13 protein-coding genes are annotated in these 15295 nt (G+C 66.0%); 5 read left to right on the top strand and 8 right to left on the bottom strand.

Annotated elements, in window-relative coordinates:
* Positions 1–80 precede the first annotated feature (80 nt).
* Together RMCN_RS21535 and RMCN_RS21530 are read left to right on the top strand one after the other, a co-directional pair.
* On the top strand, positions 81–1220 hold the full coding sequence (locus RMCN_RS21535; RefSeq protein ID WP_067393515.1) for a glycosyltransferase family 4 protein: 1140 nt from the start codon (positions 81–83) through the stop codon (positions 1218–1220).
* Positions 1217–2785 (top strand): glycosyl hydrolase family 28-related protein, encoded by a 1569-nt coding sequence (locus RMCN_RS21530; protein ID WP_067393512.1) that lies wholly within the window; start codon positions 1217–1219, stop codon positions 2783–2785. The genes RMCN_RS21535 and RMCN_RS21530 overlap by 4 nt, the downstream gene beginning before the upstream one ends.
* Here the strand turns inward: RMCN_RS21530 and RMCN_RS21525 are convergent.
* Genes RMCN_RS21525 through RMCN_RS21510 form a run of 4 tightly spaced genes read right to left on the bottom strand, consistent with a single transcriptional unit; the run spans position 2746 to position 7928 of the window.
* On the bottom strand, positions 2746–4110 hold the full coding sequence (locus RMCN_RS21525) for an O-antigen polysaccharide polymerase Wzy (protein WP_201028902.1): 1365 nt from the start codon (positions 4108–4110) through the stop codon (positions 2746–2748). The two genes, RMCN_RS21530 and RMCN_RS21525, sit on opposite strands and share 40 nt — an antisense overlap.
* A 7-nt stretch (positions 4111–4117) precedes the next feature.
* Positions 4118–5323 carry a hypothetical protein gene (locus RMCN_RS21520; protein ID WP_067393506.1) on the bottom strand — a complete coding sequence of 402 codons (1206 nt, stop codon included), beginning with the start codon at positions 5321–5323 and terminating at the stop codon, positions 4118–4120.
* A 20-nt stretch (positions 5324–5343) separates the two neighbouring features.
* Entirely contained in the window at positions 5344–6462 is a 1119-nt protein-coding gene (locus RMCN_RS21515) for a glycosyltransferase (protein ID WP_067393503.1), read from the bottom strand.
* Positions 6459–7928, bottom strand: a complete 1470-nt coding sequence (locus RMCN_RS21510) for a hypothetical protein (protein ID WP_131808587.1) — start codon at positions 7926–7928, stop codon at positions 6459–6461. Before RMCN_RS21510 ends, RMCN_RS21515 begins: the two co-directional genes overlap by 4 nt.
* Positions 7929–8092: 164 nt before the next feature.
* Here RMCN_RS21510 and RMCN_RS21505 point away from each other — a divergent pair, with 164 nt between their 5' ends.
* Positions 8093–10054, top strand: a complete 1962-nt coding sequence (locus RMCN_RS21505) for a hypothetical protein (protein ID WP_067393497.1) — start codon at positions 8093–8095, stop codon at positions 10052–10054.
* 10 nt (positions 10055–10064) lie between these two features.
* On the opposite strand, the gene RMCN_RS21500 is transcribed toward RMCN_RS21505, so the two are convergent.
* Together RMCN_RS21500 and fgd are read right to left on the bottom strand one after the other, a co-directional pair.
* Positions 10065–11036: an endonuclease/exonuclease/phosphatase family protein gene (locus tag RMCN_RS21500; protein WP_067393494.1), complete on the bottom strand. Its 972-nt coding sequence runs from the start codon at positions 11034–11036 to the stop codon at positions 10065–10067.
* A gap of 27 nt (positions 11037–11063) precedes the next feature.
* Entirely contained in the window at positions 11064–12074 is a 1011-nt protein-coding gene (gene fgd / locus RMCN_RS21495; RefSeq protein ID WP_067393491.1) for a glucose-6-phosphate dehydrogenase (coenzyme-F420), read from the bottom strand.
* Between the two features lie 34 nt (positions 12075–12108).
* Here fgd and RMCN_RS21490 point away from each other — a divergent pair, with 34 nt between their 5' ends.
* Positions 12109–12846 carry an MBL fold metallo-hydrolase gene (locus RMCN_RS21490; protein ID WP_067393489.1) on the top strand — a complete coding sequence of 246 codons (738 nt, stop codon included), beginning with the start codon at positions 12109–12111 and terminating at the stop codon, positions 12844–12846.
* Positions 12847–13007: 161 nt separating this feature from the next.
* Positions 13008–14162 (top strand): acyl-CoA dehydrogenase family protein, encoded by a 1155-nt coding sequence (locus RMCN_RS21485; RefSeq protein ID WP_067393487.1) that lies wholly within the window; start codon positions 13008–13010, stop codon positions 14160–14162.
* Positions 14163–14317: 155 nt separating this feature from the next.
* On the opposite strand, the gene RMCN_RS21480 is transcribed toward RMCN_RS21485, so the two are convergent.
* Positions 14318–14641, bottom strand: a complete 324-nt coding sequence (locus tag RMCN_RS21480; RefSeq protein ID WP_067393484.1) for a hypothetical protein — start codon at positions 14639–14641, stop codon at positions 14318–14320.
* Positions 14642–14706: 65 nt separating this feature from the next.
* Positions 14707–15195, bottom strand: a complete 489-nt coding sequence (locus tag RMCN_RS21475) for a GNAT family N-acetyltransferase (RefSeq protein WP_067393625.1) — start codon at positions 15193–15195, stop codon at positions 14707–14709.
* Between the last annotated feature and the right edge of the window lie 100 nt (positions 15196–15295).

The raw sequence follows: 15295 nt of genomic DNA, 5'->3' as shown, positions 1-15295 counted from the left end.
GTTGCGCAGCGATCGCTTCCGGGCGAAGAGGTGCCGATGTACGACGTATCCCGTCGACGTCCGGCTCGAGCGAGGGTGCAATGCCGGTGAATGGCGGCGGCGGTGTCGACCTGCTGTTCGACGCGCGACACATCGAGCAGAGCGGTATCGGAACCTATATCAGCAAGCAGATACCGATGCTGCAGGAACACTTCGCGACCAGGGGCCTGTCGTTGGCCATCCTGGGCAACTCGGACGACTTCGCCGACCTGGCGCCGACCACCACGCTCGTCAGGTCGCAACCAGGCGATGCGCCGATGTACTCGGTGCAGGAGCAGAGGGCGTGGGACGACGCCCTCGCTCGGGTACGCCCGCGAGCGGTCTGGGTTCCGCACTACCCGTTCCCCCTCAGCCTGCTGCGTCCGAGGAACAGAGGCATCGCGTTGTTCATGACCGTGCACGACGCCATTCATGTCGTTCCCGCCGCCGTCAGCGGACAGAACTGGGTCCGCCGGTCCTACGCGCGAACGATGCTGGGTATCGATGTTCGTCGGTGCGCCCAGATCTTCGCGGTGTCCGAAGCAACTGCCGGCACGCTGCGTGAGCTGTTTGCCGGAGCACCGCTGACGGTGGCGCCGCAGCCGATCGATCCACGTTGGTTGGCCGATGTCGACACGGCGCTCTCGCCCGTGGCCGCTCCCTACCTCGCGTATGTGGGAAATACGCAGCGACACAAGAATCTTCCTCTACTGCTGAAGGCGTACCGACAGGTCGCCCGAGACATTCCCCAGCGCTTGGTGATCGCGGGCGGCGGCGCGTTGGTCCGGTCATCGGACGACCGAATTCGTCCCCTGGTCGACGATCTCGGTGACCGTGTCGACATGGTCGGACGGGTCAGCTTCGAGACCCTCCGCGCCTTGGTAGCGCGCGCCGACCTGCTGGTGATGCCTTCGCTTATGGAAGGTGCGGGGCTGCCGCCGCTGGAAGCGATGGCGTCACAGACCGCGGTCCTGGCGTCCGACATTCCGGCGCTGCGGGAGACCTGTGGTTCGGGCGCCGAGTTCTTCGATCCCCATGATGCGGCGGGATTGGCGCGGCTCATTCGCCACTACGCGCTCGACGAACTTGCGAGATCCGGGTTGGCGCAACGGGGGTGGCGACATGTGACCGACCGGCAATCGCGCCTCTCGTTCACAGTCGCTGTAGAGGCGATCGGCGCGTACCTGGTTGAGCGGCGGTGAGCCACACCCGCCGAGAATTCTGCCTCGGAGTGTTCGCGGCGGCGCTGCTCGCCGGCTGTCACGGCGCCACCTCGGGCGGCATCGTGAACGTCCGTGACCACGGGGCCAAGGGTGACGGCGTCAGCGACGACTCGGCCGCGATCCGGTCGGCCGTCGACGCCCTCGAGTCGGGCAACACTCTGTTCTTCCCGCGCGGCAGCTATCGATTCGCCAAGCGCGACCCGGACGGCGGTGCGGCGATCTACCTCTCCGAGAAGTCCGATCTCACCATCGATTTCGAGCACGGCGCCGAGTTGATGATGGACAACGTCGATCCTGCCGCCCGCACGGGAACCAGCCACTGCATTCTGATCCGCGGTCCGGCATCACGCATAACTCTTCGGGGTGTGCGGATCCGGTGGGCCGCCGCGTCCCTGCGGTCCATGGGCGACGGAATCCGGGTGATCGGGTCTCCGCAGACCTCCGGCGGCCCGATCGCGGGCTGGGAAGGCCCGCAGCGTCCTGTTCACGACATCACCCTCACCGACTGCGCGGTCCGGGCGAGCCCACAAACCGGCGTGATCATGATCGGTGTCTCCGACATTCGCATCGCGGGGCTGCAATCGTCGGATACCCGCGCCGACGGGCTGCACTTCAATGCCTGTCGACGAGCCACGATCGCCGACTACACGGCCGTCAACACCGGCGATGACGGGTTGGCACTCGTGACGTACCAGTCCGCCGCCGCCGCATACGACGTGGGGGCCGAGACTTTCGCCTTCCCCGAGCTGACCGACTGGTCGAACGCCGATTTCTGGATCTCCAAGATCACTGTTGAGGGCGGCAAGGCCAATGGGGTCCGGCTCGCGGGGGCAAACGGTGTCACCATGACAGAGCTCGATGCGCGCGGATTACGTTCTGGCGCAGGGGTGATGGTGGACTCTGCCGCCGCCGGCGATGACGTGGACTGGCACTACGTCGCCTCGCGCAACGTGCGGCTCGATCGGATCGACGTCGACGGATGTGAATTCGGTGTGCACGTGCTTGCACGGCCCCCACTCGTACCGGACGCCCGGTTCACGGACTTCGACGTCAGCCTGCGCACTGCCGCCTTCCGAAACTGTTCGAACTGGTCGCTTCGGGTGGAGTCCGACGCACGAACGCCGATGACCGGTGTGTCGGTCAGCAGGTGTCTGGTCGAAGCACGATCGACTGCGGGCGGTAACGGCGGTGTGGGACTCGCCAACACGAGCGGTGTCCAACTGGGCGAGGTCGTCATCGACCACCGGAATGCCGTCCCGATGTTGGCGATCGCCGACACACAGCAAGTGAAGATCCGACAGGCGCGATTGACCATCACGAGTACCGGTGGCGCCGGTTCGTCGCCGTGCGTCGGTCTGATCGGCAGCGATGGCCAGATAGACGAGCTTGTGATCCGATGGCAGCACTCGCCGGACTCCTGGATTCCCATCCGCGTCACCGGCCGGAGCGGTGAGTGTGCTGCCGCCTCGGCCGTCGGTGGCATCACAGTGGGCAACCTCGAGCTTCAAACGGCGTCGATCACCCGCCGCGTCACCACCTGCTGACACACGCGTCCGAGCGGGCGGGACCGTCGTCTGGCGAATTCGAGCGCCAGGATCGCCGAACCGGCCGTCAACAGCATGAGGAAGATGACGATCCCGTTGTTGAGCATCTGTGTGCGCCATACCTCGGCGAACGAGTACGCCATCACACCCGCCGACCCGGCGATGACGCCGCTGAACCGCATCAGCCAGCCGAACAGGTATCCGGCCAAACCGTAGAGACCCAACGTGTAGAAAATCCCCCAAACGCCGTGGCTTGCATAGGTGTCCGCGAAGACGGAGTTCGTGATGAAACTCTCCGAGAACGACGCATTGTGCTCGTAGAAGACCTCGCCGCGGCCTTCGTCTTTGCTCGTCTTGTCGAATTGGAGAAACGTCGGACGCACCGCGTCGATCGCCTCGACGGGATCGACCTCGTTGTTCCAGACCCCTCTGGTGAGAGCATCGGAGACGCCGAGCGACACCTGCGCGGGTACGGCGAGATAGGCGCCCATCTGGTACAGGTTCATCGCTATGGGGTGGTCGACGCCCAAATCCCGGTAGTAGTTGGCGTTTCGCGAATAGTTCAAGACGGTGAGAAGACCGAAGAGCACCACGACGATCGCGGCGACGACGAGCGGCCTGCGTGCTCGGCGCTTGTCACGGCCAGCGGAGGCGTTGCCCGCCCTGAGCCAAAGGGCAATGTAGACGAAGACCGCCATCATGAGACCCAGCCGCGATGTGATCATGGCGTTGAGGAACAGCAGAAGTCCGGTGATGACGACGTACGGCCAACCGAGCAACTTTTGGCGAAAAAGGTGGAAAGCGATGGGAGCGGCGAGAATGGTGGCATACCGCAGGGTCTGAGGACCGGCGAAGCCGGGAAGTGCGTTGCTGAAATCGTTGGCAGTCTGGTTGGCGAGCGATGCGACGATCGAGTAGGTGCTGCCGATCTTGTAATACGCGTACGCGACCCCGACAACGGCCATAGCCAGGATCACGAAGAAGTAGGCACGTTCGAATGGCTTCGTACTGGTGTGCGCGTTCAGGCGCTGTGACACCCCTTGCCGCGAGGCCAACTTCCAGCCGATCAGTGCCGCCGAAGTGATTGCGCCGTACCACAACACGAGCAAGGCCACATTGTGCGGCCCGGCAGGTTCTGGATGATCGAACCCCGCCAGCTTCTCCCACGAGGCAGCAGGCGTGTGCTTCGCCGCACGTTGGTAGTTGAGTGCCAACCAGGCGGCGAACGACATGACCACCGGCAGCAGGATCAGAAAGGGCGGGCTGAACCACCACCTCCGGCCCACCTCGCCTGTCGTGGGCATCCCTGCATGCGCACTCGTCATGGTGACGTCATTTCGCAGATCTTTTCCATCGCCGCGCCAACACCGCGCCTGGGACGAGTGCTGCGCTCCTGAGGGTCAGGTCGTACTCGTCGACTCGTTTCTTGGCGACGAAGTGGTAGACGACCGCCGTGACGAGTTCTGCCACGACGAATCCAATGAACAGCGCCATGACGGTATCCCAGAGCAGGAGGAAGCCGATTCCGAACGCCAGGTAGGCCACGGTCGTGAAACCGCGGATCCAGAAGACGAGCTTCGTGGCTCCCGCCTTCCGCAGCGCTGCGAAGGGAACGGTCGAGATGAGCATGACGAGCTTCCACATGCAGGCGATGACGAGGACCACAGCTCCGACACCGCTCCATGCCGAACCGAAGATCAGTTCACCCAAGCCGCCTAGGGCCGCTACGAGTACGGCAATCAATCCAGCCGAGAAGATGAGGACGAACGTGGCCAGTTCCCCTTTGTGGCCATGGGCGAGCAGCCGGTACCGGCCGTAGGCCAGGATCGGCTCCAAGGCACCGGACACCGTGGAGATCACCCGGAATGTGACGGATGCGGCGGGCCCGAGGATCATCAGCACCAGATAGGTCAGCGTCGGCTGAACGACGCCGAGGACGGCTGTCTCCGCCGTCACCCACGACGCCCGGCGCACATCGGGCGGCATTCCGGATACACCGATCGCGGTACGTGGCCACCACCGGACCAGGATCGCGGCCACACCACCCAAAGCGAGAACCTGGACGCAGTGCGGGTTCTGACGTGCGGCAAGAACGAGGGCGACCAAGCTGGTTGCCAACAGCAGAACGGCACCCACCGCTTCCGACTTCCAGCGGCCACAAACCACACCGATAGAGCGCGCCATCAGCAGTCCGGTCATGATGCCAACGGAGCCCGCGATCAGAATCCACGGCGGAGCGACGAGCGGCCCGAGAGACAGCAGCGCTCCGGCCGCCACCACCAGGACGCCAACCCATCTCGGCAGCGACAGGTTCTGGTCGGCTCCCGGAGTGGCCAGCCGGCCCTCCACGACGAACGCGTTGAACAGCTGTGCGACGTAGACGCCGACGGTCAGCGATACCGCCAGAAAACCCTGAGCCTCGATCGGAGCGATTCGCGCGTACACCGCGATGAACATCGCCGGGAAGGCGTTCAAGGCCAGGCCGGCAACGACCTGCACCAGCGCCTGCAGCCGCGAACGGCTAACCAAGGGGCGCACCAGCCTTCAACGGCGAGGAATCAGCGACCACTGTGTTCTGCCATGGTGCGTGCTGCGACGTCGGCCATCCCGCGCCTGAACGCCGACCGGGAGAACCGCTCGGCTTGGCTTCGGATCTCGAGCAGGTTGAACTGCTCCCGGTCGAAGCGGGCCAGTTCGTCCGCCAAGGTGTCGATGATCGCCTCGTCGTCGCCGAAAGGAATGAGACGACCCGTGACCCCGTCGACGATGCTATCGCGCGCCCCTCCGATACCCAGCGCGATAACGGGCGTGCCGCACGCCATCGCCTCCACCGGAACGATTCCGAAATCCTCTTCACCCGGCATGATCAGCGCCTTGGCTCCGCGCATCAGCCGTCGCAGTTCTTCGTTGGACACCCGGCCCGTGAAGCTCACCGGATGACCTTCGGCCAGCTTCCTGCTCGATTCGGCCCCTCGGCCAACCCCGGCCACCACCAAGGGAACTCGCGCCTTGATCGCGGCTTTGATCGCGATGTCCGGCCGTTTGTAGGGCACCAGGCGACCGGCGACCAGGTAGTAGTCACCGGCTCGTTGATCCGGGTCGGGTGTGAAGTACTCGGTGTCTACCGGCGGGTGGACGACGGTGCACTCCCTGTTCCAGCGCAGACGGATGCGCTCGGCGACTGCGGTGCTGTTCGCCACCACGGTGGTCAAGCGTTGTGAGGCGCGAACTTCGGTCGTCATCGCCAACCGGGCGAGGACGGACAGGGCGGCACGGCCGGGAAGCGAGGATGCCTCGCCTTCGCGCATATCCTCGTCCCAGGCCCACCGCGCCGGGGAATGGACGTAGGCGATCGTCGGACGCGACCCCGCGGCGTACGCGGCCGCTACCCCGAATGCGTGGTGGCTGATGAACACGAGTTCGGCGGACCCGAAGTCACACCGGCTGAAGAAGACTGGCGCCAAAGGCAGCAACGGCGCATACGTGCGGTACCGCATCATCCGGTATGCCTGCGAGAGCGCGCCCGTCTGGACTCGATCCGAGAAGTCGCACTCTATGCGCCTGTCCACGATCGGGATGTGAATCGGCGCATCGGGCCACTGTGCGGAGAGCTGAGTGACGACGTGTTCGGAACCGGCGACCTCGGTCAGCCTTTCGTGGACGATCGCAGCCCTCATGGCCGGCCGTCCGTGTCCCCATTGTCGGTGCGGACTGTCCGCGATTCGTGACGACCGGTACTGCCGGGTCGTCCCCGGGGCCGGTAGGTGAGCACGGACCAGACGGGCGTCTGCGCCGGCACCGAAGCGCGCACAGTGAGAACCTGAGTCACGGTGTCGACACCGATCTCGGCCACAACGACCACCACTGTCGCCAGCGCGATTGCCTCTGGTATCCGCCGGGAGGTACCGATCGTGCCGGCGTCGATGAGTACGGTGGCGGCCTCCCCGGCGGGTGCAAGCGCCGCGCTATCGTCTCGCGCCAGCGTGATGGTTCTCGTCGGTCCCCGTTCCCCGGCGGCAAATTCGAACAAAGTCAACACGACCGGCGTAGGTGACGTCGCCGATGCGCCGATCAGCACAACGACCCGGCTCTGTCCATGAGAGGGACACTGCGCGTAGAGCGTCCTTGCCAGCGTTGCCCCCGCTCTGTCCCGGAACGGATCTCGACTTTGCCCTACCTCCACCGCCGGGTAGAAAGTCCCGTCCACGAAATCGGCTAGGTCATCGAAGGTCGTCACCCGGCCGGCCCGACGTCGGCGGGAATTCATTGCCAGCGGCACTACGGCACCACCCACGACGGCGCCGAGTAGCGCCCCCATCAACCAGTCACTGCCGCTCGCCGAGTTCACGGTCGGGGTCTGCAGGATCACCATCGAACTCGAGTCGGCTTGCAACAAAACGTTTTCTCGTAGCCGCTGGATTTCCTGTGCGCGACCGACATTGCCGGATTCACGTGCTGCCCGCTCCCATTCACTGAAGGCTGGGATGATCGTGCGCAATTCCCCGTCGACCCGCTGCTCGAGGTTCTCTGCATAGACGTCGACAGCGGCCTGCACGATTCGGCGTGCGGCGTCCCCGTCGTCGGAACTGCTCGAGATACCGACGACCGCGGAATCGTCATCGTGCTCGATCTCGAGCTCGACCGGTTCGGACTGCCCTACCTTGCGCGCTACCACCTGGGCAAATCCGTTGCCCGACAGGAACGCGACCTCGCCTGTCACGTACCTGCGAACGTTGTCCATGGTGTCCGGGGTGGTCTGCGATGCGCTCGCCGCCACCGCCGTCAGATCGACGGGTTGCAGCAACCGAACATATGCGGTCGCCGTTGATTCCGTTGCCGCAGTGCGAAATACGAGCCATCCGGCGATTGCGCCGATGAGAGCTCCGATGACGGCACCGATCAGAAGTTTCGCGAGCCATTCGCGACGCGCCCGCGCCACCGTTGCGCCCGACGATGCGATCGAGTCACCCGCCACCATCAATGCGCTCCGATCGTAAACGGCACGCTCCGCGCCGCAGAGCGATCCGGGGACGCCGGCGCGCCCCCCAAGGCTCCACTTCGCCGAGAATAACGCAACGAAACCTGGGGTCGATTGACGGACATATCGAGCGAAGGTCACCTTCTGATCTCGGATGCCGATCACCGCGCCGCTTCCCCGGGTAGCATCCGACCGAGCGAACCGCGGACGACTCGAAAGTGAGATTCCGTGTACCTGGTTACCCCGCGTCCGTCACCACCAGCGCCGGGTGTCCGGCCCACCGCGTATGCGCAAGCGCTATCGGTCGGTTCGCCTGCCGAGGCGAACTCGTGAAACGCGGTTCCCTTCTCGCCGCGGTGTCCGCGGTTTTGCTGCTGACGATTCCGGTAGCGGCCGCTGCTGCCCTCGTCGCCCCCGCCGCGTCAGCGCAACCCGATCCGCCCCCGGCACCTGGCGCCGAAGATCTCCGGCTGTCGTGGTCGTCGCTCGGCCTGCCCAGCGACGTCAGATTCGTCAGCGCCAACACCAACCAAGACTTCCGAATGCCCCTACCGGCTGGCTTCACGCCGCGCCGACTCCAGGGACAGATCCATGCCCCGGTGAACTTCGGGCCAGGCTTTGTCGAGATCGAAGACGCCCGAGGCACCTTCCTGGGCGCGGTAAACCTACCCACGGTATCCCCTGACCAAGCCGTCGTCCCCTTCGATGTCGATCTCTCGCAGGCTCCGTCGACGAGTTCACCGCTGACGCTGTCGTTCACCGTCCGGCAGAACACCGGCGAGGGACAGATCTGCGGTCCGGGCCAGGAGCTTCACATCAGCCAATTGACCACCATCTACGCCGGTGCAGAACCGCCACCGACCACCGTCGACACCTTCTTCGCGCCGGTGCTGCAGCGGCTCACGATATACGCGCCCGGTGACGCCGACCGATCCGAACAGGAGGCCGTACTGGCGCTCGCGTCCGCCGTCGAACGGGCCTACCAACCGCAGCCCGTATCGATCACTGTCGCCAACAAGCCGCGCGACACCCCGCCGCCGGCTGCGGGGCAACTGACGCGCGCGATCGCCGTCGAACGCGGAACGGCGGGGCTGACCCTGACCAATCCCGGCACGACCGAGACGTACCTGCGGCTCTCCGGGCGCGGCGACCAACTCACCGCGCAAGTCGCACTGCTACGTGACGATCTCCAGTCGATGGCGCAGACCACCGCTGCGCGGGTAGACCAGGCGGTGTCGCCCACCGACCGCTCGGGGGACACCGTGACGTTCGGCGAGTTGAGCATGGAGGGAAAAGACGAGGTACTGCGTACCTCGGACCTGACCGTCGGCGTGGACCGGGCGGCCTTGGGCGGCGGCCGTCTGGAAAAAGTCAGGGTGCACCTGCTTGCCGATTACACCCCGGTCGACGGTGACGACGTGGCGACGCTGGTCGTTCGAGCCAACGACGACGTGGTGCACAGCGCCGAACTCGACACCAGCGGCCGCGTCGACACCGCCTTCGACGTACCGAGCGACCAGTTCGGCGAACGTCTGACGTTGACTCTCACCGTGACGTACACGCCGCGCTTTCTGTGTTCCTCGATGATCGCGCCGTTGACGTTCCAGATCGATGAAGAGTCGACGCTGACCGTTACTCGTGGCGGCGCAGCCCGCGGCGGGTTCGCCGCTCTCCCGTCGGGATTGATGCCCGCGTTCCTCGTCGCGCTCGACGGCAGCTCCCCCAACCAACTCGACTATGCCGCCAGGGTTCTCGTGGCGATGGCCCGCGTGTCCAGCGTCGAGCTCATCCCCCGTGTCGTCGAACTGAAGTCGGCCGCGGCGTCGGACCAACCTGCGTTGATCGTGGCGAGTTCGGCAGGGCTCAAACAGACGGATCTGAATCCTCCGGTCAGCGGTGAAGGCTCGGCGATCAGGGTGGACGGCGACAATCTGCGTGTCGATGTCGAACGTGGAGTGGGCTCGGTCCAGGCGTTCGCCGACACACCGCGCGACCGGCCGGTCGTGCTCGTCACCACCACCGCCGCCTGGCCGCTGGTCGATCCGCTGATCGGCTACATCGAGGGCTTGCCCGGTGGCTGGTCTGGTCTGACCGGAGATGTGCTGGCGGCAGGGGCGCAGGGCACACCCACCGACGTGGCGATCCGCAGCGACGTGGTGGCGCAGAACGCCGTCGCCGCAGACGACAGCTCAAACCGCCACTGGGGATGGATCGCCGCGGGTGTGGCCGTTCTGGTTGCGCTGGCCATCGCCGCCGGATGGCTGGCACTCCGGCGGCGCCTTAATCCGTGAGACGCGACGTTCAGCTGGCGGTCGGGTCCGCGGGAATGTCGACGACGGCTGCGAGCCCACGGTGATCGGATCCGGGCACCTCCACGGTGTACGCCGACGAGGCTGCGCAATTGCGCAGCAGGACATGGTCGATCCCGACCACCGACGGCAGCCACGGCCTGCTCGGGTAGCTGCGGGTCAGGCCCGCGCCGGCCTGTTCGGCGGCGTCGCGGTAGCCCTCGTCCAGCAAGAGCCGGAACGGACGCATGTCGTAGGTCGCGTTGAGGTCGCCCGCCACGATGACCGCACCGGAGCCAGCGCTGTCCGCCAACTTCCGCAGCGTCTCGGGCAACCGCGCGATGTCGTTCTGAAACCAGCGCAGCGGCTGCACCCACGGAGCGGCCAGATGAACCGCGAGCACGGTGACGTCGAATCTCACCCCGGGAACCCGGATCCGAGTGCTCAGCATCGGCATCTGGTAGCCGTCGACGGTGCCGGAGGCCACGATCGGATTTCGACTCCACACCCCGATCCCATCGGCCGACGGGCGCGGCTCGATCACCCGGTGGCCGAAGATCGTGTCGAGTCCGGCACCCGACATGGCTTCGGCCACTTGCGGGGTCATCTCCTGTACCACCAGGACATCGGCCGCCGATGACGCCAACTCCACCACCGCCCCCGCGTCGGCGCCTCCCATTCCGAGATTGGCGGTGAGCACCCGCAGCGCGACCGTCGGAACACCGGTCTCCTCGGGCCCGAGATAACGCGGTGCCAGCACCGCGATCATCACCACACACAGACCCGCGGCCACGATCGTCGCCGCCCACCGCCGCGCCACCGCGAACAGCACCATCGACGCGATCCCCGCTGCGCTCAGGTAGGGCGACGCCGCGGCCAGCACCAGCACGACTTCGCTGTCGACCGGCAGGTAGCGCGACACCAGCCCGGCGAACGCCAACGCGAATGCAAGCACGCCGAGAACCGTCGCCGGCACTCGAATCATGTTGTGTGCTTACGGTTCTCGTGCGATCTAGCCCAGACGACGCAGACGCGGCTCGAGGTCGCGCTGGAACAGTTCGAGGAACCGGCGCTGATCGTGACCCGGGGCGTGGAACACCAGGTGGTTGAGCCCCCAGTCGACGTAGTCCTTCACCTTCTCGACGGCTTCATCGGGATCCGACGCCACGATCCAGCGCTTGGCGACCTGCTCGATGGGCAGCTCGTCGGCGGCCTTCTCCATCTCGATCGGATCGTCGATGGAGTGCTTCTGTTCGGCGGTCAGCGACAACGGCGCCCAGAACCGGGTGTTCTCCAACGCCAACTCGGGATCGGTGTCGTAGGAGATCTTGATCTCGATCATCCGGTCGATGCTGTCGGGGTCGCGTCCGGCGGCCTCCGCGCCCTCGCGCACCGCGGGGATCAGCTTGTCCTTGTAGAGCTCCTCGCCCTTGCCGCTGGTGCAGATGAAGCCGTCACCCGCGCGGCCGGCGTACTTGGCCACCACCGGCCCGCCCGCGGCGATGTACACCGGCACACCGTCCTCGGGCACGTCGTAGATCGAGGCACCCTTCGTGCGGTAGTACTCGCCCTCGAAGTCGACCCGGTCGCCCAGCCACAACTCGCGCATCAGCTTGACCGACTCCCGCAACCGAGCGAAGCGCTCCTTGAACTCGGGCCAGTCGCCCTCGTACCCGGTGGCGATCTCGTTGAGCGCCTCCCCGGTGCCCACGCCGAGGAAGATCCGGTTCGGATACAGGCAGCTCATGGTCGCGAACGCTTGTGCGATGACCGCCGGGTTGTACCGGAACGTCGGGGTCAGCACCGACGTCCCGAGGACGAGGTTCTTGGTGCGCTCGCCGACCGCGGTGATCCACGCCAGCGAGAACGGCGCGTGGCCACCCTCATGACGCCACGGCTGGAAGTGATCGCTGACGGTCGCGCTGTCCATGCCGTGCTCTTCTGCCGCCACAGCCAGCTCGACCAGTTCCCGCGGCGCGAACTGCTCCGCCGACGCCTTGTATCCGAGTTTGAGTTCAGCCACGACTCGTTTCTACTCCCTTGCCTAGACTCACGACATGGCAGCACGCTTGAGCGCCATCTCCGACACCGTCCATTTCGGGTTCACCGAGCTCGTCAACTGGACGCTCGTGACCGACGGCACGGGCGTCATGTTGATCGACGCGGGGTTTCCCGGCAGCCGCGACGACGTGCTCGCATCGCTGCGCGAGCTCGGCTTCGGGGTCAACGATCTGCGCGCAATCCTGTTGACCCACGCCCACATCGACCACTTCGGCTCGGCTATCTGGTTCGCCGAGACCTACGGCATCCCGGTCTACTGCCACGCCGCCGAAGTGGGCCACGCCAAGCGGGAGTACCTCGAACAAGCCTCTCCGGCCGACATCGCCAAGCACATCTGGCGGCCGCGTTATCTCACGTGGTCGGTGGCGATCACCCGCAAGGGCGGCATGGTGCGCGACGGCATACCCACCGCGCAGGCCCTGACCGAGCAGGTGGCGGCAACTCTGCCCGGCAAGCCGATGGCCATCCCGACGCCGGGTCACACCGGCGGACATTGTTCGTTTCTGGTCGACGGCCTGCTGGTGAGCGGCGATGCGCTGGTCACCGGGCACCCGCTGTCGACACGCGGAGGGCCGCAGCTTCTGCCCGGGCTCTTCAACCACGACCAGGACGGCTGCGTGCGCAGCCTGTCCGCGCTCGGCCTACTGGATGCCGAGGTGCTGCTGCCCGGGCACGGACCGGTATGGCGCGGGTCGATTCGCGACGCGGCCGAACGAGCCGCCGCAAAAAGCTGAACAGCTCGGTCGAACCATTCGGCGTCCGCAGTCGTCGTTGTCCTCAGAGCCACCCGACCGCCCAGTCATGAGAACCGCGGTCTCGTGGTTCACCAACTGACCAACTCGGCGAATGAACCGCCCCCCGGTGGTTCTCGATATTTCTGATCAGCGAGGCCCTGATGACCTACCCCCATGCCGCAATGCTGCCCACCAACGGAACGGAGCACCTGCAAGCAACCGCGACACGCATCGCCGACACGGCCGCGAGCATGGCCGCCGTCATCGACTGCCACCGGCGACTACCCAACCAGGTGCTCACCGAACTCGCCGTGTCCGGATTGCTGCGCGCGGGCGCACCGATCGAGACCGACGGGCTCGAACTCGACCCCGGCACGTCGCTGCGGTGCGCGGAAACGATCGCTCGCGGCAATGCGTCGGTCGGATGGTGCGTGTCGATCGCGACCGCAAGCAGCCTCCTGCAGGCGTATATGCCCGAGAGCAGCCGAACCACGTTCTTCGGCAACGGAATCGGCGTCGCCGCCGGCGTCTGGGCACCGCGAGGCAGGGCACAACGCGTGCCCGGAGGGGTCAAAGTAACCGGCCGGTGGCAGTTCTGCAGCGGAGTCAACCACTCCGGCATGTTCTTCGGTGGATGCATCGTCGATGAGGGTCCCGAGCACTCGGTGGTGGCCATCCCCGTCGCGGATCTCGAGATCATCGATACCTGGCACACTCTGGGCTTGCGCGGAACCGGCAGCGACGACGCCGTTGCGGCCGATGTGTTCGTGCCCGCCGACCGGGTGCTTTCCCTGACCGAAGGGCCGGTGATCAACCGTGCGCTGTACCGCTTCCCGATCTTCGGGTACTTCGCGTGCAGCATCGCCGCGGCGGCGCTGGGCAACGCGCGCGCAGCGATCGACGGCTTCATCGGTTTGGCGGCTACGAAGAAGGCCGGTGGTTCGTCACGCACACTCGCCGAGCGCCAGACCGTACAGGGTGCGGTCGCCGCCGCGGAGGCGGCCTTGCGGTCGGCCCGCGCACTGTTCTATCAGGCGATCGAGAACGCTTGGGCGGCAAGCCAAGCCGATGCGCTCACGGCCGATGATCGGGTTCAGCTGCGGCTTGCGGCCACCCACAGCGTCCGGACAGCCACCGACGTCGTACGCACCGTATACGACCTCGCGGGCGCCAGCGCGATCTACGACGACGCTCCGCTGCAACGGCACCTGCGTGATGCGTTCACCGCCTCGGCGCATTTCCAGGTCAGTGATACGTCCTTCGAGTCGACCGGTCGTATCCTGGTGCACCGGCCGGCCAACGCGGCGACGTTGTGAGCAGGTGATCGAGGTGCACCCTTACTCCCGGACGGCCTCCGCCAGTGCCGCGACGATGCCGTCGAGGAAATAGCCGCGTTTGTGCTTTCCGCTTTCGGCGGGGACCGGCATGCAACATATCGTATCTCGCTACGACGCGAAGCGTCCGCCTCTGTTCACACCAGACTTTGATAGCCGAGCAGAAAGACCGCGGTCAGGCACAGCCCGGACGCGATCACGATGGTCGGCATCAGGATCATGGCGTCGAGCTCGTCGTCGTCGAGCACGTCGCTCTCGAAGCGGCCGAACAGCACGCGCGCCACCCCCGTGCGGCGGAAGGTGTGCACCATGATCCGCACGGCCTTCGTCTCGCGCTGCCGTCCGATGACCACTCGCGAGGCCACCCCGAACAAGAACGTCAGCAGACCGGCCGCAACCAGCAACCAGCCGACCATCGTCTGCGATAACGCCACGTTCACCCCCGGTGCCGCGCGGCTCATCGTGCTTCGCGCGACACCGCAGCCCAGCCTATAGGCCGGTCACGACCCTCAGCGCTCGACGAAGCTCATCCCAGCACCTTCACGAACGCGACCGGGAAGACGTCGCCCTCGGCGGGCAGCGGATCGGCCAGCCGCTCATAGCCCGCCGACTCGTACAGCGCCTCCGCTTCGGGTTGGCGGTCACCGGTGGTCAGGTAGACCCGTCGATACCCGCGGGCGAGTATGCGGGCCTCGAGTTCGACGAGCAGCGCCTTGGCCAGCCCTTGTTGACGGTGCCGGCTGTCGGTCCAGATCCGCTTCAGCTCGGCGGTGGTGTCGTCGAACCGGCAGAACGCCCCGCCCGTCACCGGCCGGTCGCCGAGCAGGCCGACGACCAGGTCGCCGTGCGGCGGGGCGAACGCGTCGGCCGGATGCCCGCGCAGCCACCTGCTCACGGTGTCCTGGGGCGGGCCGTAGCGCTGCGAATACTCGACCGTCAACTCGGCCAGCAGCGGCTCCACCAGGGGGTCGTCCTGGCGGACGGCGACGAATTTCAGCGGCGTCGACACGGGCATCATCTAACCTCGATCTTTCGTGATGATCGGTTGATGACGGGCGTGTAATGCACGGAAGTGCCTGTCCTGCTTGAGAAAATCGGCTTGTCTAGGTCCATTT

The organism is Mycolicibacterium novocastrense (assembly GCF_001570485.1).
Lineage (GTDB): Bacteria > Actinomycetota > Actinomycetes > Mycobacteriales > Mycobacteriaceae > Mycobacterium > Mycobacterium novocastrense.
The sequence above is the reverse complement of the archived record's forward strand: the minus strand, read 5'-3'. Positions and strand labels throughout refer to the sequence as shown.